The organism is Streptomyces sp. NPDC059002 (assembly GCF_042740435.1).
In the GTDB taxonomy this organism is placed as follows: Bacteria; Actinomycetota; Actinomycetes; order Streptomycetales; family Streptomycetaceae; genus Streptomyces.
The window spans coordinates 79,885-99,915 of the sequence record NZ_JBHYJI010000026.1; the positions used below are offsets into that span (position 1 = coordinate 79,885).

Annotated in this window: 17 protein-coding genes; 4 read left to right on the top strand and 13 right to left on the bottom strand. The window is 70.8% G+C overall.

Annotated elements, in window-relative coordinates; translation table 11 throughout:
• Positions 1-15: 15 nt before the first annotated feature.
• From ACFWZ2_RS23525 to ACFWZ2_RS23545, 5 genes are all read right to left on the bottom strand, one after another.
• The gene (locus tag ACFWZ2_RS23525; RefSeq protein WP_384548653.1) at positions 16-318 is read right to left on the bottom strand and encodes a WXG100 family type VII secretion target; all 303 of its coding nucleotides are present in this window, start codon (positions 316-318) and stop codon (positions 16-18) included.
• A 240-nt stretch (positions 319-558) separates the two neighbouring features.
• Positions 559-1,155 (bottom strand): hypothetical protein, encoded by a 597-nt coding sequence (locus tag ACFWZ2_RS23530; RefSeq protein ID WP_384548654.1) that lies wholly within the window; start codon positions 1,153-1,155, stop codon positions 559-561.
• A gap of 1 nt (position 1,156) precedes the next feature.
• Positions 1,157-1,816 (bottom strand): hypothetical protein, encoded by a 660-nt coding sequence (locus ACFWZ2_RS23535; protein WP_384548656.1) that lies wholly within the window; start codon positions 1,814-1,816, stop codon positions 1,157-1,159.
• On the bottom strand, positions 1,816-3,141 hold the full coding sequence (locus tag ACFWZ2_RS23540; protein WP_384548658.1) for a hypothetical protein: 1,326 nt from the start codon (positions 3,139-3,141) through the stop codon (positions 1,816-1,818). Before ACFWZ2_RS23540 ends, ACFWZ2_RS23535 begins: the two co-directional genes overlap by 1 nt.
• Complete coding sequence (locus ACFWZ2_RS23545; RefSeq protein WP_384548660.1) at positions 3,141-3,542, bottom strand: hypothetical protein; 402 nt, start codon at positions 3,540-3,542, stop codon at positions 3,141-3,143. The genes ACFWZ2_RS23540 and ACFWZ2_RS23545 overlap by 1 nt, the downstream gene beginning before the upstream one ends.
• Before the next feature lie 149 nt (positions 3,543-3,691).
• Between ACFWZ2_RS23545 and ACFWZ2_RS23550 the strand changes: the two genes are divergently transcribed.
• Entirely contained in the window at positions 3,692-8,422 is a 4,731-nt protein-coding gene (locus ACFWZ2_RS23550; protein ID WP_384548662.1) for an FtsK/SpoIIIE domain-containing protein, read from the top strand.
• 12 nt (positions 8,423-8,434) lie between these two features.
• Positions 8,435-9,031 carry a hypothetical protein gene (locus ACFWZ2_RS23555; protein WP_384548664.1) on the top strand — a complete coding sequence of 199 codons (597 nt, stop codon included), beginning with the start codon at positions 8,435-8,437 and terminating at the stop codon, positions 9,029-9,031.
• Positions 9,032-9,044: 13 nt separating this feature from the next.
• On the opposite strand, the gene ACFWZ2_RS23560 is transcribed toward ACFWZ2_RS23555, so the two are convergent.
• On the bottom strand, positions 9,045-10,742 hold the full coding sequence (locus ACFWZ2_RS23560; RefSeq protein WP_384548666.1) for a serine/threonine-protein kinase: 1,698 nt from the start codon (positions 10,740-10,742) through the stop codon (positions 9,045-9,047).
• A 198-nt stretch (positions 10,743-10,940) separates the two neighbouring features.
• On the opposite strand from ACFWZ2_RS23560, the gene ACFWZ2_RS23565 reads away from it, so the two are divergent.
• Complete coding sequence (locus ACFWZ2_RS23565) at positions 10,941-11,960, top strand: alpha/beta hydrolase (protein ID WP_384548668.1); 1,020 nt, start codon at positions 10,941-10,943, stop codon at positions 11,958-11,960.
• A gap of 3 nt (positions 11,961-11,963) precedes the next feature.
• Here the strand turns inward: ACFWZ2_RS23565 and ACFWZ2_RS23570 are convergent, their stop codons facing one another.
• Positions 11,964-12,866: a menaquinone biosynthetic enzyme MqnA/MqnD family protein gene (locus ACFWZ2_RS23570; protein ID WP_384548670.1), complete on the bottom strand. Its 903-nt coding sequence runs from the start codon at positions 12,864-12,866 to the stop codon at positions 11,964-11,966.
• A gap of 334 nt (positions 12,867-13,200) precedes the next feature.
• Between ACFWZ2_RS23570 and ACFWZ2_RS23575 the strand changes: the two genes are divergently transcribed.
• Entirely contained in the window at positions 13,201-13,404 is a 204-nt protein-coding gene (locus tag ACFWZ2_RS23575) for a cold-shock protein (RefSeq protein ID WP_006138897.1), read from the top strand.
• A 133-nt stretch (positions 13,405-13,537) separates the two neighbouring features.
• Here ACFWZ2_RS23575 and ACFWZ2_RS23580 read toward each other — a convergent pair whose 3' ends face one another.
• From ACFWZ2_RS23580 to ACFWZ2_RS23605, 6 genes are read right to left on the bottom strand one after another with little or no spacing between them, the layout of a single operon-like run.
• A complete protein-coding gene (locus ACFWZ2_RS23580) occupies positions 13,538-14,350 on the bottom strand; it encodes an ABC transporter ATP-binding protein (protein WP_384548672.1) in 813 nt (270 codons plus the stop codon).
• Positions 14,347-15,318, bottom strand: coding sequence for an ABC transporter ATP-binding protein (locus ACFWZ2_RS23585; protein WP_384548674.1), 972 nt, complete (start codon positions 15,316-15,318; stop codon positions 14,347-14,349). The genes ACFWZ2_RS23580 and ACFWZ2_RS23585 overlap by 4 nt, the downstream gene beginning before the upstream one ends.
• Positions 15,319-15,322: 4 nt before the next feature.
• Positions 15,323-16,168 carry an ABC transporter permease gene (locus ACFWZ2_RS23590; RefSeq protein WP_384548676.1) on the bottom strand — a complete coding sequence of 282 codons (846 nt, stop codon included), beginning with the start codon at positions 16,166-16,168 and terminating at the stop codon, positions 15,323-15,325.
• Positions 16,165-17,121 carry an ABC transporter permease gene (locus ACFWZ2_RS23595; protein WP_384548678.1) on the bottom strand — a complete coding sequence of 319 codons (957 nt, stop codon included), beginning with the start codon at positions 17,119-17,121 and terminating at the stop codon, positions 16,165-16,167. The genes ACFWZ2_RS23590 and ACFWZ2_RS23595 overlap by 4 nt, the downstream gene beginning before the upstream one ends.
• 9 nt (positions 17,122-17,130) lie before the next feature.
• Positions 17,131-18,783: an ABC transporter substrate-binding protein gene (locus ACFWZ2_RS23600; RefSeq protein WP_384548680.1), complete on the bottom strand. Its 1,653-nt coding sequence runs from the start codon at positions 18,781-18,783 to the stop codon at positions 17,131-17,133.
• On the bottom strand, positions 18,780-19,943 hold the full coding sequence (locus ACFWZ2_RS23605) for a C45 family autoproteolytic acyltransferase/hydolase (RefSeq protein WP_384548682.1): 1,164 nt from the start codon (positions 19,941-19,943) through the stop codon (positions 18,780-18,782). Before ACFWZ2_RS23605 ends, ACFWZ2_RS23600 begins: the two co-directional genes overlap by 4 nt.
• Positions 19,944-20,031: the final 88 nt, after the last annotated feature.

Consider the following 20,031-nt stretch of genomic DNA (forward strand, 5'->3'; position numbering starts at 1 on the left):
CGCGCCTTGCCGCCCCTACTTCTTGGCGGCCTTGCCCAGCTCGTCATCGATCTGCTCGAACTTGTCCGCGGCGTTGGTCAGGTAGTCGCCCATGCCGTCGAGACCGTCGATGGTGTCCTTCGCGCCCTTGACGAACTCGTCAAAGCTCTCGTCGAACGCCTTCGAGGCGCTCTTGGTGACGAAGCCGGACTCGACCAGGTTCGCGATGTACTTCCGCAGACCGTCGAGCTTCTCCTTCAGCTTGTCCTTCTCCTTGACGACGTGCTTCGCCGCGTCACGCATGTCCTGATATGTGACATCAAGGTCCTTGTTAGCCATTGACCCTCCTCATCAACTCGCCGCAGGGCCAACCCCCGTGGCTCCCGTTAGAACGGATGATGCGATCGTCCGCTCTTGCGCCAGCAGCTTACGGGTGGGGCCGATGGGATCACACCCCGGTTCAGTCACAGCTCTGCTATGAGCACAGCCGTGCGCCGACGCACAGGACGTTGCCTGTGGAAACGGTGAAGAAAGGTGAAGAAGGGTGGGAGGGGGTCGCGACAGGGCCTACGACAGGGCCTACTCCCAGTGCAGTGTTCCGGCCACCGTGTCGAAGAGCTCCACCATCTTTGCTGCCAGACCCTCCATCGGCGTGGAGAAGGTGAGCGTCAGCCACTGCCTGCTCGCGGGGACAGGGACGTGGTACGTCACGGTGGTCGTCGCCAGCGTGTTGCCCAACTGCCGTGCGGGGTCAGGGGCTTCGGTCCGCTCCGTCCGCACGGCGTCACCCGCGGCGTCCAGCCTCCGCACCTCGGCGGGCCGCCCCGTCTCCGCGAGGCCGCGGGCCAGGTCATGTGCGGTATGGCAGCCGGGCCAGCCGTCCGGCAGCAGGCTCACCAGCAGCGACGACGCCAGCGGCAGGCCTCCGACGGTCAGCAGCGAGACGTACAGCTCGACACCACCCTCGCGGTGGGCCGCCTTCGCCTGCTTCTGCAGGTCCCGCATCAGGCGTTCCTTGAGTACGGGGGCGTTGTCGACGCCCGCGAACTGCCGGTCGGCCAGCGCGACGATGCCGCGGTCGCGTTCCTCGGGGTCGAGGTGCAACTGGAACCAGCCCGCGGGGACGAGGATCGCGTAGTCGCTGGGCGCGGTGTCCCATTCGGCACGGAGAGGCACGTCAGCGCTCGCCGCCGGTGGGGTCCGGTGCGGGCAGGAGACGCATGGTGGGCATGAGGCGGTCCACGAGGTGCGTCAGCTCGTCCGTGCGTTCGAAGTTGAGCCATCTCGCCTCGACGACCAGGATTTCTTCTTGGTTGTTGGGCCAGACTCCGTACCGGAGGGCTTCGCTGAGCTTCTTGCCCCAGCCGAGGCGTCGCTTCTCGGCGAGCACCGCCTGCACGCGGACGGCGGGCCCGAGCGGCAGCTGGACGTCGGAGACCTGCGGCTCACCCTTCACCTCGGCGTAGGACCACTTCACCAGCCGGGACAGATACTCCTGCGGCGAGGGACGCACGACGTCGTCCTCTCCGTAGACGAAGACCGAGAGGTCTGCCAGCAAGCTCCCGCCCTCCGTGTACGCGACGGTCGTCAGGACCGGACCGGACTCGAACGCCGTCAGGGCAAGGCGCTCCAGTTCCTCCCGCAACACGGACTTGCTGACGCCGAGTTGCAGTGGATTGAACTGCTCCACAAGGTCTGCGGCCATCTTCCGGGCCTCTGCCCGTGTGCCCTCGTGCAGCGTCAGGGGCAGCCAGCCGTCGTCGAAATCGAAGTCGACGAGATAGCCGTCCTCGGGGCCGGGAGAAATGCCCGCGGTTTCCCTCTGCTCTCGTTCCATCAGCTCACCTCATCAAGGAGAAGGCCACCGGCTGTGATTCCGCTACCGGCCGCATTCAGCACCGTCGCCCGACTGGACAACTTGTTCACCGCGTACCCGTCACCCAGGCTCTTGCCCAGGTGTTTCAATTCCTTGAGGTCCGACGCAACAGAGGCATCCGCAAGGGACACCGAACTCCCCGCCCCCTTGAGCAGGCTCCCGTTCCCGCGTTCCCTCAATACCCGTACCGACTCGCGATATCCGCCCTTGAAGGCATCCGACCAGGTGGCGCCCTTGAAGATTTCGGTGACCGGCTCACGGATCGATTCCGAGATGTCGCCCTTCTGAAGTCCCCTGACGTGTGCGACATCGCGGTTGAACTTGTGCCTGTTCCGCTTGCCCTGCCTCGCCGTCTGACGGCCCCCTCGGGCCAACCGCATCCTCCCCAACACCCCCACCGCATACCTCCCACTCACCTTCGACACAGCCTTGCCCGCCCCCATCAGCAGCAGCCCCACCGCCGCCGTGGCGAGCGCGGTCCAGGACTTGTCGCCCATGGCGACCTGGATGGCCGTGCAGGCGATGTTGACGAGCGTGGCCACTATGGAGACGGCGCCCAGGAGGCCCGCGAGGCCCTGGCCCACGATGGGGATCCAGCCGACGGCGAGGGCCGCGATTCCGGCCCATTTGGCGATGGGTTCGGTCCGGTCGGCCGTCCATTCCACGAAATCCGCGAAGTCGTCGCGGAGGCTGTCCTTGAGGGCGTCGCCGGAGATGACCACGTCGAGGGCCTCGCATGCCGTGCGGGCGGCGGTGTCGCGGATGTGCTGGGCTCGGCGCAGCTTTTCCCTGGCTGCTTCTAGGGAATTCCGGGCGGCCTGGGCGCGGTCTTCCTGTTTCTGGCCGTCCACCACCTCCTCTTTCTGGCCGTCCACCATCTCCTGTGCGGAGCCCGCCTCCCGTCGTGCGATCTCGGCGATTCGCTGGGCCCGGTGGAGTTCGGTGGCGTAATTGCCGGGCGGGGCGGTGGCGTTCGACTCGTAGTCGGGTCCGTGGTCGACGACGTGGTCGCCGATCGCGTCGGCCGCCGCCTCGTAGCGTTTGTGTGCGGCTTCCAGACGGCCCCGGCATTTCTTGGCCTTGTCGCGGAATTCCTTGCCCGCGTCGCTGTCCCAGGAGTCCACCTCGGAGGCCGCCTTGAGGTGGCGTACCTGTCGCTCCAGTTCGTCGGCCGTCCTGCGGAGTGTGCGGCCGAGTTGTTCCAGGCGGTCGGGGTCGCCGGGGACCGGGTCGTGGTCGGTGAGGGGCTGCCAGTCCTGGCGGTGCCGGGTGCGGGCGGCGGGCATCAGGGATGTGCCCTCCGGCTCGGCCTTCCGGATTCGTGCGGCGCCCTCGCGGACTCGTGCGGCGCCCTCGCGGATTCGCGCAGCGCCCTCGCGGATTCGCGCGGCACCCTCGCGGACTCGCGCAGCGCTCTGGCCAGTTCGCCGTCGGCCCTCTCGTATGTCTTCGCGGTGGCCTTCGCGAGCTCGGCGAGGCGTTTGATCTCGTCGCCGAGTTCCTCGCGGCGGCTCTCCCAGTTCTGGGCGAAGTCCCCGAACCGCCAGGAGAGGTGGTGCTCGCCGAAGGCGTCCTCGTACTGTCCGGTCAGCTTGTCGAGACCGTCGAAAGCGTCCTTGATCCGGGCAAGTCCGACACCCATTTCCCGGATCGTGTTCAGGTCGTCGATCCTCGTGTGCTCGCCCACAGGGCGCCCCTCCGCCACGTCGTGATTTCCGGCCACCGCGGGGGACAACGAGAACGGGGTGGTGCGGGGTACCGGCGCACAGGCCGTTGCCTGTGGGAAGGGGGGAGCGGATATCGTCTCAGCCATTGTTCATTCCGGGGAGGACGATCGTGCGCCTGACTCTGACCGTCGTCGATCCGTTCGGCGGGGGCACCGCCGATGTGGTCCTCGACGCCGATCCCGAGTCCACCGTGCAGGACATAGCGGTGGAGCTGGCCCGGCAGGTCGGGCACAGCGGGGCCCAGGTCATTCCGATCGGGCAGCACCAGGCTCCGGCGGCGGGCGCGCCGATGATCTATGTGGACGGGTATGCCGTCGATCCTTCGGCGACCGTCGTGACCTCGCCGCTGCGCGAGGGCGCCGTGGTGAGTCTGAACGATCCTGCGGGGTGTCTGCCCGGGGAGCCCTCGGGTCTGGTCGAGCTGCGGGTGGCGAGCGGGACGGCCGCGGGGGCCGTGCACCGGCTCGGCATCGGGCGGTACGACATCGGCAGCGGGCCCGCCTCGTACATCCGTATCGACGATCCGGAGATGGCGGCGCGCGCCCTCACGTTGTCCGTTGCAACCGACGGCACCTGCCAGGTCACGCTCCACGGGAGCGGCAAGGACAAGGAGGGCGTGACCCTCGACGGCGCCCCGTTCGGCGAGGAGAAGGAAGAGGACGAGCCGACCACGGAGGTCGTGCCCGAGGGGGAGTCCAAGAAGGACAGAAAGGCTCGGGAGCAGCGGGAGAAGCAGGCGCGGAAGGAGTGGAAGGAGCGGAAGGAGGCCCGGGCCAAGGCGCGGGCGGCAGGGCCGCGTGACACCGTTGCCTGGCCCCTCGGTGCCCAGATCGCCCTCGGCAACACCCTTCTCGAACTCGTCCGCTACACCCCGCCGAACGCCGCGCTGAAGTGGTCCGAGGACGGTGCCGGGCTCGACTACAACCGGCCCCCTCGTCTGCGTCCGCCCGAGCGGCAGACCACCTTCCGGCTGCCCTCCCCGCCGCGGGAGTTCGAGGCGCGGCCGCTGCCCTGGCTGATGGCGCTCTTCCCGCTGGTCGGTGCCGTCGTCGCCGCGATGATCTTCAATCGCTGGTACTACCTGATCATGGCGGGCCTCAGTCCCATCATGCTCTTCGGCAACTACTTCATGGACAAGAAGCACGGGCGCAAGTCCCATGCGAAGCAGGTCAAGGAGTACAAGGAGACCAAGGCGCGGATCGAGAAGGACGCGCAGGACGCGCTGGTCGCCGAGCGGCTCGACCGGCGCAACGCCGTTCCCGACCCGGCCGCCGTCCTCGCCCTGAGCACCGGGCCCCGCACCCGGCTGTGGGAGCGGCGGCGCACCGACGCCGACCATCTGCTGCTGCGGTTCGGCACCGGGCAGCTGCCCTCCGAGGTCGTCCTCGACGACCCGGAGAAGGACGAGCACCGGCGCCAGGTCACCTGGAAGATCGAGGACGCGCCCGTCGCGCTGCCGCTGAAGGGGCTCGGCGTCATCGGCATCGCGGGCCCGGGCGACTCGGCGACCGCGCTGGGCCGCTGGGCGGTGGCGCAGACCGCGACGCTGCACAGCCCGATGGACGTCCAGTTCTACATCCTGACCGAGAACACCTCGCAGGAGTCCTGGGACTGGGTGCGCTGGCTGCCGCACGCCAGGCCGTCGGGCGGCCAGGACATCAACGTACTGATCGGCACCGACTCCGAGACGGTCGGCGCCCGCATCGGCGAACTGACCCAGGTCCTCGACGCGCGCGCGAAGATCCTGGAGGAGAACAAGAGCCAGGGCGCCAACTTCAGCGAGCCGGACATCGTCGTCGTCTGGGACGGCTCGCGCCGCCTGCGGTCGCTGCCCGGCGTCGTACGGCTGCTGCGCGAGGGCCCCGCCGTGCGCATGTACGCGCTCTGCCTCGACACCGAGGAACGGTTCCTGCCCGGCGAGTGCCAGGCGTTCGTGGTCGCCGAGCCCAAGCCCCGCGAGCACGAGACCGCCGCGGCCGGCCAGCAGCTGCCCGCCCAGCCGCAGCAGGCGCCCGGCGGCTTCCCCTCCTTCCAGGCGTGGCACACCACCGCGCCCGAGACGCGGCAGGCCAGCGCCCCGCAGGAGCTGCGGCTCCGCGTGGAGATGACGGGTGCCGAGCGCCTGAAGGACGTACGCCCCGACTTCGTGACCCCCGCCTGGTGCCTGCGCCTCGCCCGCTCCGTCTCGCCGTTGCGCGACATCAGCGGCGAGACCGAGGACTCGGCGCTGCCCGGCTCCAGCCGGCTCCTCGACGTGCTGCAGCTGGAGCCGCCGACGTCCGGTGCGATCACCGCGCGCTGGCAGGCGGGCGGCCAGTCGACGATGGCCGTCATCGGTGAGTCGTACGACGGTCCTTTCGGCCTCGACATGCGCAAGGACGGGCCGCACGGTCTGATCGCGGGTACCACCGGTTCCGGTAAGTCGGAGCTCCTGCAGACGATCGTGGCCGCGCTCGCGGTGGCCAACACCCCTGAGAACATGACGTTCGTCCTCGTCGACTACAAGGGTGGATCCGCCTTCAAGGACTGTGTGAAGCTGCCGCACACCGTCGGCATGGTCACCGACCTCGACGCGCACCTCGTGGAGCGCGCCCTCGAATCGCTCGGCGCCGAGCTGAAGCGGCGCGAGCACATCCTCGCCGACGCCGACGCGAAGGACATCGAGGACTACCAGGACCTGGTGCGGCGCGATCCTTCGCACGCTCCGGTGCCCCGACTCCTCATCGTCATCGACGAGTTCGCCTCCATGGTGCGCGACCTGCCCGACTTCGTGACGGGTCTCGTGAACATCGCCCAGCGTGGTCGTTCGCTGGGCATCCACCTGCTGCTCGCCACCCAGCGGCCCTCCGGTGTCGTCTCCCCCGAGATCCGCGCCAACACCAACCTCCGCATCGCGCTGCGCGTCACCGACGGCGGCGAGTCCTCCGACGTCATCGACGCCCCCGACGCCGGGCACATCTCCAAGAACACCCCGGGACGGGCGTACGTCAGGCTGGGCCATGCCTCCCTCGTGCCCTTCCAGTCGGGACGCGTCGGTGGCCGCAGGCCCGGCGCCGCCGACCCGACGGTCCTCGCGCCCTGGGTCGACGCGCTCGACTGGACGTCCCTGGGCCGTCCCGCGGCGACCAAGCCGAAGGCCGAGGCCCGCGAGGAGGAGGAGATCACCGACCTGAAGGTCCTCGTCGACACGATCATCGAGGCCAACCAGACCCTCGGCATCCCCGCCCAGCACAGCCCGTGGCTGCCCGCACTCGGCGAGACCCTGCTGCTCGACGAGATCCCCGTCCCCGCGGCCCGTACGACCCCGGGTGCCCTCGCGCCCGCCGCGTACGGCGTCGAGGACCTGCCCGCCGACCAGGCACGCCGCCCGGTCGTCGTGGACTTCGCGCACTTCGGCCATCTGATGATCGGCGGCGCCCCGCGCTCGGGACGCTCGCAGGTCCTGCGGACCATCGCGGGTTCGCTCGCCCGCACCCACTCGACCGCCGACGTCCACATGTACGGCATCGACTGCGGCAACGGCGCGCTCAACGCCCTGACCCGGCTTCCGCACTGCGGCGCCGTCGTCAGCCGCAACCAGACCGAGCGCGTGGTACGCCTCATCAACCGCCTCAAGGGCGAACTCTCGCGCCGCCAGGACCTGTTGGCGGACAAGGGCTACGCGGACATCGGCGAGCAGCGGGCCGACGTCCCCGAGGACCAGCGCCTGCCGCACCTCGTCGTGCTGCTCGACCGCTGGGAGGGCTGGCTGCCCACGCTCGGCGAGGTCGACCACGGCTCGCTGACCGACGAGATCAGCACGATGATGCGCGAGGGCGCGAGCGTCGGCATCCACATGGTGATGACGGGTGACCGGCAGATCCTGGTGGGCCGCATCTCCTCCCTCACCGAGGACAAGTACGGCCTGCGGCTCGCGGACCGCTCCGACTTCTCGATGCTCGGCATCCCGGCCCGCAAGGTCCCCGAGGAGATCGCCCCGGGCCGCGCGTTCAAGAACGAGAGCGGCACGGAGACGCAGTTCGCGCTGCTCTCCGCCGACGTCACGGGTCAGGGGCAGGCCGCGGCGATCGCCGCGATCGGCGAGGCGGCCACGGCGCGGGACGCCGAAGTGCCGCGCTCCCGGCGCCCGTTCCGCGTCGACACGCTGCCGAGCCGCATCACCTTCGAGGAGGCGTGGGAGCTGCGCGACCCGGACGCCTCGCGCTCCAAGCTGTGGGCCCTGGTGGGCATCGGCGGCGACGAGGTCATGGGCCACGGCCCCGACCTCGCCGAGGGCGTGCCCGCGTTCGTCATCGCGGGCCCGGCCAAGTCGGGCCGTTCCACGGTCCTGCTGAACATGGCCCGGTCCTTCCGCGCCCAGGGCGTACGCCTGGTGATCGCGGCGCCGCGCCAGTCGCCGATGCGGCAACTGGAGGGCACCGAGGGCGTGTTGAAGGTGTTCATGGAGGACGACATCGACGAGGACGAGTTCGAGGAGCTCATCGACGAGGCCGACGCCTCGCCGGAGAACCCGGTCGTCGTCCTGATCGACGACGCCGAGATCTACGAGGACGCCGACGCCGCGAGCCAGTTCAAGCGGATCATCCAGCGCGGCGCCGACCTGGGCCTCGCACTGGTCCTCGCCGGTGACGAGGAGGACGTCTGCAGCGGCTTCTCGGGCTGGCAGGTCGACGCGAAGAAGGGCCGCCGCGGCATCCTGCTCTCCCCGCAGGACAGCTCCAGCGGCGACCTCATCGGTCTGCGGATCTCGCGCAGCATGGTCGGCGGCCCGGTCGCGCCCGGCAAGGGCATGCTGCACCTGGGCACCGGTGAAATCGCCACGCTGACCACGCCGTTGTAGGGGCGGCGGAGCATGGGGGGTTCGACGAGGAGGACCCGGCGGCGCGCCGCAGGGCCCGCGCTGCGGTACGACCATGTGCCGGGGGCGCGGACCAGGGAGCAGGCGGAGGCGCGCCGCGAGCCGTGGGGCAGGAGGCTCTACGACAAGCTCTTCGGCGTCCTCGTCTTCCTCGCCGTGCTCGCCACGGTCGCCGTGTTCGCCCTGGCCGACATGGCCTGGGGCGAGACGCTGTGGGGAGACCTCGCACCGGCCTGGCCGGGCGGCGGCTACGGCTTCTCGGTGACCACGGGGCTGCTCGCGCCGCCCGCCGTCGTCGCGATCGCCGCCCCCCTGAAGGGGATCGACTGGAAGGCGGACAAGGCCCGTTCGCTCGCCCGCGCGGCCGCCGCGCTGCCCGGTGCGGCGCTCTCCTGTCTGCTCCTGCTGATCTGCCTCGGGGCGTTCAGGCCCCGCCGCAACCGGGACTTCGACTGCTACAGCCACGGCGAGCCGTGCTGGGTGCACGAGCAGTACCCCTACCTGGGCCTGCCGGGCACCGCCGCGCTGGTCGGCTCGGCGGTGGGCTGCTGGCTCGTCCACCGGTACGTCAGGCGGCGGCGCGCGGACTGAGCCGCCCGCGCGCTCACTCCAGCCTGGCCAGCCGCGCCCTCGGGTCGCCCGCGTCCGGGTCGTCCGAGGTGTACTGGAGGGCCTTGCCCGCCGGGCGCAGATAGACCGTGTGCGCGGTCTGCGCGCACTGCCCGCCGTTGCCCTGGGCCCCCTTGCCGGTCGCCACGAGCTCCTTCTTGGAGGCCGACTTCAGGGTGAGTACGTCCGTGCAGGTGTTGCCGATCGGATCGTGCTGCACGACGGTGCCGACCCGCTCCCCCGCCTTCGCCTGGCGCAGGGTGACCTCGAAGGTGCCGAGCGGGACCTGGCCGCCGTTCGCGTCGGCCTCGCCGCTCCACTTGCCGAGGTAGACCTTGGGGACGGCGCCGTCCGCGTCGTCCGCCCCGCTGCTGGGCCCGCCGGTGGCCGCCGGGGGCCGCGCGCCCTGGTCCTTCGAGGAGTTGTCGTCGTCCGGCAGCATCCCGAACACGAACACCGAGCCGACGGTGACGGCGGCCAGCGCGCCCGCCACGGCGAGCGCGACGGTACAACTCACCTTGCGGCCGCGCCCGTTCGGCCCTTCGGGCGCGGAGGTCGCGGCCACGGAGACGGAGAGCTTGCCGGGCGGCTTGGCGGGCTTGGCATCGGCGGGCCGCTGCTCGATCCCTGCGGGCTGCGGGGGCCGAGCGTCCCGCTGATGCGGCACCTCGCGCTGCGGCACCTCGGCGTACGAAGGGTCAGCGGGACCGAACACGCCGTTCACCGAAGGCGAGTTGAACGCCACGGGCCCCGAGCGCAGCGCCTCCGCGCCCGCGGCGGCGGCCCCCGCCCCGGCCCCCGTATCCATGTCCAGGATCCGCACCGCGCTGCGGCTCACCCGCTCCACCACGGGCCCCGGCAGCCACCCGGCGGCCACCAGCGGCGCCGCGCCCTCCGGGGCGAGCCGGCGGGCGATCTCCTGCGGGGTGGGCCGTTCCCCCGGGTCCTTGGCGAGGCAGGCCGCGGCCACCTCTCTCATCTCGCCGCCCAGCGCGCCCAGTTCGGGCTGTTCGTGCACGACCTTGTAGAGCAGCGCCGCCGACGAGTCGCCGGTGAAGGGCGATGCGCCGGTCGCCGCGTAGACGAGGACGGCGCCGAGCGAGAAGACGTCCGCCGCGCCCGTGACGCCCTTGCCGAGGATCTGCTCGGGCGACATATAGCCGGGCGAGCCGATGGAAACGCCGGTGGAGGTGAGCGAGGCGGTGCCGTCCGTGGCCCGGGCGATGCCGAAGTCGATCAGTCGGGGCCCGTCGAGGGTGAGCAGGACGTTCGACGGCTTCACGTCGCGGTGCACGAGCCCCAGGCCGTGGACGTGCGCCAGCGCCTCGGCGAGGCCCGCCCCCAGGACGCGTACGGAGTGCTCGGGCAGCGGCGCGGCATCGCGCACCGCCTCCGTGAGCGAGGGCCCGGCCGCGTACCCCGTGGCCACCCAGGGCACGGACGCGTCCGGGTCCGCGTCGAGCACCGGCGCGGTCCAGTCGCCGCCGACCCGCCTGGCCGCGTCGACCTCGCGGCGGAAGCGGGCGCGGAACTCCTCGTCGAGCGCGAAGTGCGGATGGACGACCTTGACGGCGACGGTGCGGCCGCCCTCGCTGCGCCCCAGATAGACCCGGCCCATCCCGCCCGAACCGAGCCGGCCGAGCAGCCGGTAGGGCCCGATCACGGTGGGTTCGTCGGCTTCGAGCGGATGCATGACGTTGGCCTCCCCCAGGCGCGCCGTCCGACACCTCGCGCGCCATACCACTGCCGATCAGCGTAGTGGGGGCCCGGGCAATGAATGAGGAAAGGAGGGGGCACTTCCGGCCGTCGAGGGAACGGCCGGGCCCGCATTCCCCTCTACACGGGAGTAAATGACCGCATTGCCCTTCTACGTCCCCGCTCCGAGGTCCCCATGAACCGCCGCCGCCCGTCCGCCACCGTCCTCGCCGCGACAGCCGCCGCCCTGACCTCGGCGCTGCTCCTTTCGGCCTGCTCCTCCGACAAGGGCGAACCGGTCACCTTCGACAACCCGAAGACGTCGGACGGCGCCCGGCAGGCGAAGGGCGCCGTGGCCGACAAGACGCGGCTGCCCACGGGCCCGCGGTCGGAGTTCACCACGGAAAACACCCTCGACGACGGCACCAAGATCGGCGTGACGACGCTCAAGGGGAAGAAGTCCGGATTCACCGGCAAGGTGTGGGTCTGGGCCCCCAAGCAGTACTTCGACCCGAAGTACGCCCACAGCGGCTTCCCCGTGCTGATAGCCCTGCCCGGCGGCAACGGCTACCCGAACAATTACTGGATGGGCACCGACCTCAAGCTGCAGAGCTCCATCACCAAGTGGTCGAAGGAAGGCAAGAGCCTGCCGTTCATCGTGGTGATGCCCGTACTCAATCCGGACGCAAAGAACTATTACGACGGCAGCGATATTCCGGGCCAGCCGAAAATGGGCACGTGGATGACGGACGACGTCCCCGATTTCGTCAAGGCCAATTTCCGTACGTTCAAGTCCCGTGACGGCTGGGCCTTCATGGGTTCGTCGTCCGGCGGCTTCGTCGGCCTGAAGTCGGTCCTGAAGCACCCGGAGAAGTTCCGCGCGGTGATCGCGAGCGGCCCCGACACCGTCCCCGACTCCCCGCTCTGGGCGGGACACGAGAAGGAGCGCCAGGCCAACAACCCGGAGAAGCTGGCCCGGCACCTCATCAACCGCAGGGGACCCGAGGTCGACATCGCCTTCCAGATCGGCACGGAGGAGTCCGGCCAGGCGAACCTGCGCTCCTTCATGAAGAAGTACGGCAAGGGCCCCGTGAAGACGCAACTCAACGTCATCCAGGGCGGCGGCCACAACGCGCGCAGCTACGTCCCCGCCATGGCCGATGGCCCCATCCAGTGGATCAGCAAGCACATGCAGGCGCCGATCCCGAGCAACTGAGGGCTACGACCCCAGCAGCTCCACCCGTACGTCCGCGGGGAAGCCCGTCGTCGGGCCGACCCTGCGGGCGAACTCGGTGACGCCCTCCAGCTGCGCGCCGCCGAAGCGGAAGTCGAGCGTCGTGAAGTACCGCTCCAGGACGCCGGCGTCGAAGGACTCCCAGCGCGCGGCCTGCTCGGCGACCTTGGTGACCTCCTCCAGGGAGAGGTCGCGGGAGGACAGGAACGCCTTGTGCACCTCGCGCACCACGTCCGGCTCGCGCGCCACGTAGTCGCGCCGGGCCGCCCAGACGGCGAAGACGAACGGCAGGCCCGTCCACTCCTTCCACATCTCGCCCAGGTCGTACACGTCCAGGCCGAGCCTGGGCGCGTCGATCAGGTTCGCGCGCAGCGCCGCGTCCCCGATCAGCACGGCGGCGTCCGCCTCGCGCATCATCAGGCCGAGGTCGGGCGGGCACGTGTAGTAGTCCGGCCGTACGCCGTGCCGCTCGGCGAGCAGCAGCTGCGCGAGCCGCACGGATGTACGGGAGGTCGAGCCGAGCGCGACCCTGGCGCCGTCGAGCCGGTCCAGCGGCACCTGCGAGACGATCACGCAGGACATCACGGGCCCGTCGCAGCCGACCGCGAGATCGGGGAAGGCGACGAGGTCGTCGGCGTTCTTGAGGAACTCGACCAGCGTGACGGGCGCGATGTCGAGCTCGCCCCGCACCAGCTGCTCGCTGAGCTTCTCAGGGGTGTCCTTCGTCAGCTCGAAGTCGAGGAGCGTCCCGGTCCGCGCGAGGCCCCAGTACAGGGGCAGGCAGTTCAGGAACTGGATGTGACCGACGCGCGGCCGAGAAGTGCGACGGGGACTGGGCAGCTGTTCGGCGCCTGCCCCCGCGAAGGCGTCCAGGGGAGAATTGTCCACATCGGGGAGGCTAGCCCCCATGCGGTACGGTGCGGGCGCCGGGGCCCTCGTGCGCTCCGCAGGACCCACTGTGAGGCCTGTGTCAACCCTGTCGGGAGTATCCTGTCAACCCTGCCGGGAGCCTCGTCAAACCTCCGGGTGACGTGATCTTGCCCCCTATTGCATTCGGCTGCCTGCGTGCTAAGCTCGCCGCAAGTTGCAGTTTGGTTTCCCTTGCAGTACAGAGCCTGCGGAGCATGTGACCCCGCGGGCTCTCGTCGTTTTCAGACTTATGCAGTTGTTTAAACAATCGCTGGTTCTGGAGCAGGGCAACCCTTTGGCCCAAGGAGGGCTTATGGCTACCGGAACCGTGAAGTGGTTCAACGCTGAAAAGGGCTTTGGCTTCATTGCCCAGGAAGGCGGCGGCCCGGACGTCTTCGTCCACTACTCCGCGATCAACGCGAACGGCTTCCGCTCCCTTGAGGAGAACCAGGCCGTTTCCTTCGACGTGACGCAGGGTCCGAAGGGCCCGCAGGCGGAGAACGTCACCCCGATGTAATCGGACGCCCCACGTGAGTGGGGCGTGTGATTCCTCCGGTGACTTGATCCGGACATGGATGCAGTACCCAAGGAGCCCTGCTCCTCCGCGTGAGCGGGGGAAGCGGGGCTCCTGCCTTTTCCGGCCCCTGGGCCTAGTGCGTCAGCGCTGCGCGGGCCCGGGCCGCGGCTGACGGGTCCCAGCCTTCGCCGGGGACCGACGCGAGGAGCAGCTTCGTGTACGGGTCCTGCGGTGCGCTCAGGACGCCGTCCGTAGGGCCCTGCTCCACCACCCTGCCGTTGCGCATCACCAGGACCTCGTCCGTGACGTGCTGCACCACCGCCAGGTCGTGGCTGACGAAGACCAGGGCCACGCCGGTCTCCCCGCGGATCTCGTCGAGCAGCCTCAGGATCTGCGCCTGGATCGACACGTCCAGTGCGGCGACGGCCTCGTCCAGGACGAGGACCTGCGGGTCCACCGCGAGTGATCTCGCTATCGCGAGGCGTTGGCGCTGGCCGCCGGAGAGTTCCCTCGGGCGGGCGCCCGCCTCCCTGGCGCCGAGGCCCACCTGGTCCAGGAGCGCCTCGGCCCGGCTCTCCTCCCTGCCGTGCAGGCGCAGGGCCGTGCGTACGCACTGGCTGGCCGTGAGCCTCGGGTCCAGGGAGATGTACGGGTCCTGGAAGACCATCTGGATCTCCCTGGCTCGGGCCAGGCGGGCGGCCTTTCCTCTGGGCGTACGGGCTTCGCGTCGGCGGCCCGCGATGTGGATCTCGCCCCTGTCGGGGCGGACCAGGCCCACGAGCATTCTTGCCACGGTGGTTTTGCCCGAGCCGGATTCGCCGACGATTCCCAGGGCTCCGCCCCGGGGGACGGTGAAGGTGACCGCCTCCGCGGCGGTGTGGCGGGTTCCTCCGGGGAGGGGGTACGTCTTGGTGAGGTCTTCTGCCGACAGCAGGTCTGTGGTCATGCGTGGCTCGCCTTGTCGTTAGCGGTACTCGGCCGTGCGGAACGCCTGCCCACAACGGCGCACTCCGCTGTCCCCGCGTCCTCCAGCAGCGAGCGTTGCGGCGTCCATGTCTTGCAGGCCCCCTCCGCCTCCCCGCACCTCGATACGAACGGGCAGCCCGTGAAGGTGTCCGCCAGGGACGGGGGGCGGCCCGGGATGGGGAGGAGGGGGCGGGAGGTGCCGAGGGTGGGGGAGCAGGAGAGGAGGCCGCGGGTGTAGGGGTGGGCGGGGGTCGTGAACAGGGCGCTGGCTGTGCGGGATTCGACCACTCGGCCCGCGTACATGACGTACACGCGGTCGCAGTACGCGGCTGCCAGGTGCAGGTCGTGGGTGATGAGGAGGAGGCCGAGGTCGCGGGTGGCGCGCAGGGTGCGCAGGAGGGCGAGGATCTCCGCCTGGGTGGTGACGTCCAGGGCGCTCGTGGCCTCGTCGGCGAGGAGCAGGCGCGGTTCGGCGGCCAGGGCGCCCGCGATGACGACGCGTTGGAGCATGCCGCCGGAGAGTTCGTGCGGGCGCTGGCGCAGGCGGCGTTCGGGAGAGGACAGGCCCACCGCTGCCAGGAGTTCGGCCGCGCGGGTGCGGGTCGCGCCGCGTTCCTTGAGGAAGTCGCCGATGCGGCGGACCGGGTTGAGGGCGGCGCGCGGGTCCTGGTGGACCATGGCGACGGGGCCCGCGCGGTGGGCGCGGAGGCGTTCGCCGGTGAGGGCGAGCACGTCGGTGTCGGAGGCGAAGCGGACCGAGCCGGTCGCCGTCGCGCCCGGCGGGAGCAGGCCGATCGCGGCTTTGGCCGTGGTCGACTTGCCGGAGCCCGATTCGCCGACCAGGCCGACGACTTCGCCGGGGGCGACGTGCAGCGAGACCGAGTCGAGGACGGGGCGCGCGGCGCCGGGGATGCGGACGGTGAGGTCCTGGATGTCGAGGAGCGTCATGGGTTCACTGCCTCCCTAGCCGGTCGGCGGCCCAGACCCCGACCACGTTGAAGGACACGACGACGAGGGCGATGGCCGTGCCGGGGACCATCGCGGGCAGCAGGGCGCCCTGGACGACGGCGGCCTGGCCCTCCTGCACCATCAATCCCCAGTCGGAGGACGGTGGTTGGGCGCCGAAGCCGAGGTAGGAGAGCGTGGCCAGGGACATCAGGGCCTCGCCGAAGAGGACGACCAGATAGCCGAGGACGGCGCGGGCCAGGTTCGGTACGACGTGGGCCGCGCAGATGCGGGCGCCGCCCATGCCGAGTACGCGGTAGGCGTCGACGTACGGCTTGCGGGCCTCCGAAAGGGCCAGGGAGCGCGTGTACTTGGCGATCGTGGGGGTGAAGGCGAGGCCGAGCGCGAGGACGGACGTCGTCATGCCCGCGCCGAACACGGCGATGATCAGGACGGTGAACAGCAGGCCGGGGAAGGCGTACATCACGTCCGTCAGGCGTGCGACCAGGGCGTCGACCCAGCCGCCGCGCCAGGCGGCGAGGACGCCGAGCGTGACGCCGAGGACCGCCGCCACCGCGAGCAGCAGGACCGGGGCGATCAGGCTGGTGCGGGCCCCGTACAGGGCGCGGGACAGGAGGTCCTGGCCCGAGGAGTCGGTGCCGAGGAGGTGGTCGCCGCCGGTGCCGACCAGGGATGCCGACAGGTCGATGGCGTCGGGGGCGTAGGGCGCGAGGAGGGGGGCGCACACGGCGGCGATGACCACCAGGGCGAGGAGACCTCCGGCGGTCATGACGCCGACGGGGCGTCGGCGGCGTACGGCCGAAGGCGCGAGGGCGAGCGCGGGCGTCGTCATGAGGTGGCCTCCTTCACGCGCGGGTCGAGCAGCGGGTGCACCACGTCGACCAGCGTCGTCACCACGATGTAGCCGGTGACCATGAGGAGCAGGACGGCCTGGGCGACGGGGAAGTCATGGGTGTTGATGGCGCCGACGAGCAGTGAGCCGATGCCGCTGATGCCGAAGGCGGTCTCGACGACGACGGTGCCCGCGAGCATGCCCGCCATGACCAGGCCGCACATGGTGACGATCGGTCCGAGGGCGTTGCGCAGCACGTGTCTGCGGATGATGTCGCGCTCGGGGACGCCGGAGGCGCGGGCGGCCTCCACGTGGTCGGATGCCGCCGCGTCCGCCATGGCCTGGCGGGTGACGCGGCTGATGATCGCGAGGGCGCCGAGCGCCAACGACAGGGCGGGCAGGGTGAGATGGCGCAGCGTTCCGGTGAAGCCCTCGCCGCTGCCGGTGACCGGGAACCAGCCGAGCTGGACGCCGAAGAGCGAGACGAGCGCGATGGCGGCGACGAAGGACGGCACGGACGCGGCGAGCGTCGTGCCGCCGACGACGAGCGAGTCGACCCAGGTGGACCGCTGCACGGCGGCGAGGATGCCCGCGCCGACGCCGAGGACGACGAACAACACGGTGGCGTACGCGACGAGTTGGAGCGTGGTCGGGAGGCGGGCCGCGACCAGGTCGGCAACCTGGTCGCTGTATTTGAAGGAGCGGCCGAGGTCGAGGTGGACGCAGTCCCACAGCCATCGCCCGTACTGGACGAACAGCGGCTCGTCCAGGTGGTACTGGGCGCGGACGGTGGCGAGCCGTTCCGGGGTCAGCTTGTCGCGGCCTCCGGCGAGGAACACGGCGGGGTCGCCGGGCGCCGCGTACACGGCGGCGAAGATGACGAACGACGCGGCGAAGAGCGTGGCGAACAGGCCGAGCAGGCGGCGGGACACCCGGGAGACGAGTGACGTCATGGCGCTCACCTAGCCCTTCTTCAGGCCGAGTCGGGCGGCCCACGGGTAGTAGAGGTAGGACTGCGACGCGGGCGGGCCCGTCATGCGGTCGTTCAGGACGAGCGCGGAGGGCACCTGGGCGAGCGGGATCCACACGGCCGCGTCCGAGAAGCGGCGCTGCACGTCGACGGCGAGGGCGGCGCGCTTCGCGTCGTCGAGGGTGCCGAGCGCCTCGCGGACCAGCTTGTCGTACGTGGCGTCCTTGAAGCCGACCCAGTTGTTGGAGGAGTCGGAGAGGCCGTTGTCGTAGAAGCCCATGGGGTCGGCCTTGGAGATGTACCAGTCGCCGACCAGGACGTCGATGTCGGCGCGGGCCTGCGGGTCGCTGTAGAACTCCTCGAACTGGGTGGTGGGGACGGTCTTGATCTGTCCCTTGAGGCCGATGCGCTGGAGGGCGGCGCGCACGGCGTTGGCGACGACGGTGCGGCCCTGGCTGCTGTCGGTGCCGATGACGATCGGGTCGGTCGGGGCGCCCGCGGACTTCACCAGCTGCTTGGCCTCGGCGAGGTCGTCGGCGGTGGGGGACGCAGGGGCGGCGGCGTCCAACTTCCTTTGTGCGGCGGCGAATCGGCCCTTCTCGTAGCCCCACGCGCCGGATCCGACGGGTGTGGCCCAGGGCTGGACGAGGCCGCCGTAGCCGGACCTGGCGATGCCCGTGCGGTCCACGGCGAGGGAGAGGGCGCGGCGGATCTGCGGTTCCGCGAGGCCGCCGCGCGCGGTGGGGATGAGGACGAGGGAGGCCGTGGAGGGGCCGTAGTACTGGTCGAGGCCCTTGGCGCCGCGCAGGGCGGACGCGGTGTTGGGGGATTCGGCGTAGGCGCCGTCGGCCGCGCCGGTCCTGAGCGCGTTGACCAGGGCGCTGTCGGAGGCCCAGCGGAAGGTGACGCGGTCGGTGAGCGGCTTGGTGCCCCAGTACGTGTCGTACGCCTTGATGGTGAGGGAGTCGCCGGACTTCCAGCTCTGCAGGGCGTACGGTCCCGAGCAGGCGTCGTCCTGGCCCGGGGTGCCGAACTCCTTGCCCGCCGCGACGACTTGCTCCTTGTTCCAGACGATGCCCGCGTCGCCCGCGAGCGCCTTGGTGAACAGGGCGTCGGGCGCCTTGAAGCGGATGGTGATCTCGCGGGCGCCCGTCTTCTTCATGGAGCGGACGTTGCCGAACTCGTCGGCCTGTTCCATGTCGGGGTCGGCGTGCCGCCGCAGGCTCCACAGGACGTCGTCGGCGGTGAGCTTCGAGCCGTCGTGGAAGGTGACGCCGTCGCGCACGGTCAGGACGAGGGTCCTGTCGTCGGGCGTGCGGGCCTTCTCGGCGAGGAAGGGCCGCACCGTCATGTCGGGCCGCAGCTGGTAGAGCCGCTCGCAGACGTTGGTCAGGACGACGCGGCCCGCGCTGGAGCCCTGGGTGTCGAGGTCGAGCGAGTCGGGCTCGTCCTCGAGGAGCCAGTCGGCCTTGTCCTGGTGCCCCTTGGCGGCCGGGGTCGCGGCGGTCAGCCTCAGCTTCGCGGCGTCGGCGGGGGCGCCGCCGGTGGCGGCCGTGTCGGCGCCGCTGCACGAGGCCGTGCCGAGCAGGGTGGTGGCGGCGAGGCCCGCCAGGACCGCGCGCCGTCCGCGCCGGGAGGTGGTCATGAGTGGTCTCCGTACGGTCCTTCGTAGAGGTTCCAGGGCAGGTGCTGGTAGTCGCGGTCGCACGGGGTGCCCGCGGTCACGTGGTAGTCGCCGCTGGTCAGGTCCACGCAGGAGGAGACGAGCGTGGCCCAGTGCCGGACGGCGGGGCGGCGCGGGTCGGGGTGCGTGCACAGCGACTCGGGCAGGCCCAGGTGGTCGGACATCGCCTCCTTGATGACCTTGCGCGACGCATCGGGTCCGGTGGCGTCGCGCAGGGCCCGCAGCCCCTGTTCGGCGCGCGGGACACGGACGAGGGAGTCGGACGACATGGGGCGGTAGGTACCGGCGAGCGCGGCGGGGATGCCCGCCTGGTAGTGGTTGCCGTGCACGAGGAGGCCGTCCGTGGGGTACATCCAGCCGTGCCCCGCGGGTGTCGTCTCCAGGTCGATGGCGAAGCCCTCGCGGCAGGTCAGCAGGGCGTTGCTGGCGATGTGGGCGCGGGTGCGGCACAGCACGTCGAGGGCGTCGGTGATGGTGTGCTGATCGAGGACACTGCGGCGTACGACGGTCTGCGGCAGGCCGACCGCGTCGCTGAAGCGGCCGCCGAGGCCGTTCGCGTTGAGGGCGATCCCGGCGGAGTTGGCGCCCTGGCGGCCGATCTGTCCCGCCTCGACCTGCATGATCAGGGTGGGTTTCGGCGGCTGCACGATCCGCAGCATCACGACGGTGTCGGCGACCCCGGCGCGCCAGTCCCAGTTCTGTCCGGCCCAGACGTGGCCGTCGCCGCTGGCCTCTCCGTAGGCGGCGAAGGAGGTGCAGCCCTCGGCGGGTTCTTCTTCCGGCACCGTGCCGGATTCCGCCGCCATCTCGGCGAACGACTTGTCGTAGATGACCTCGCCGCGGGCGTTGAGCGCGAGGACGTCGAGCAGGGTCACGCCCGCGCCGTCGGCTATGCCCCGCATCTCGTCGACGAGGTCGGGCGCGTGGTCGCGGACCGGGTCGAGCCAGCGGGCGGCCCGTGCGGTGACGCTGTCCCAGGTCAGGCCCGCGGACCGGCCGAACGCCTCCTCGTAGTAGCCGAGCGCGGCGTGCAGTTGGGGGCGGACGGCCTCGCCGTACTGGCGGCCGCGGTCGACGGGCGTACCGGAGATCTCGATCACGGGGAGGGTGCGGGGTGCCATGGTTCTCCTAGCTGCGAAGAGGTCCCGCGCCGACAGGGGTGCTGTAACGTCGGTTACGAGATTCTCTCCTCTTGAAATGCTTTGCCCA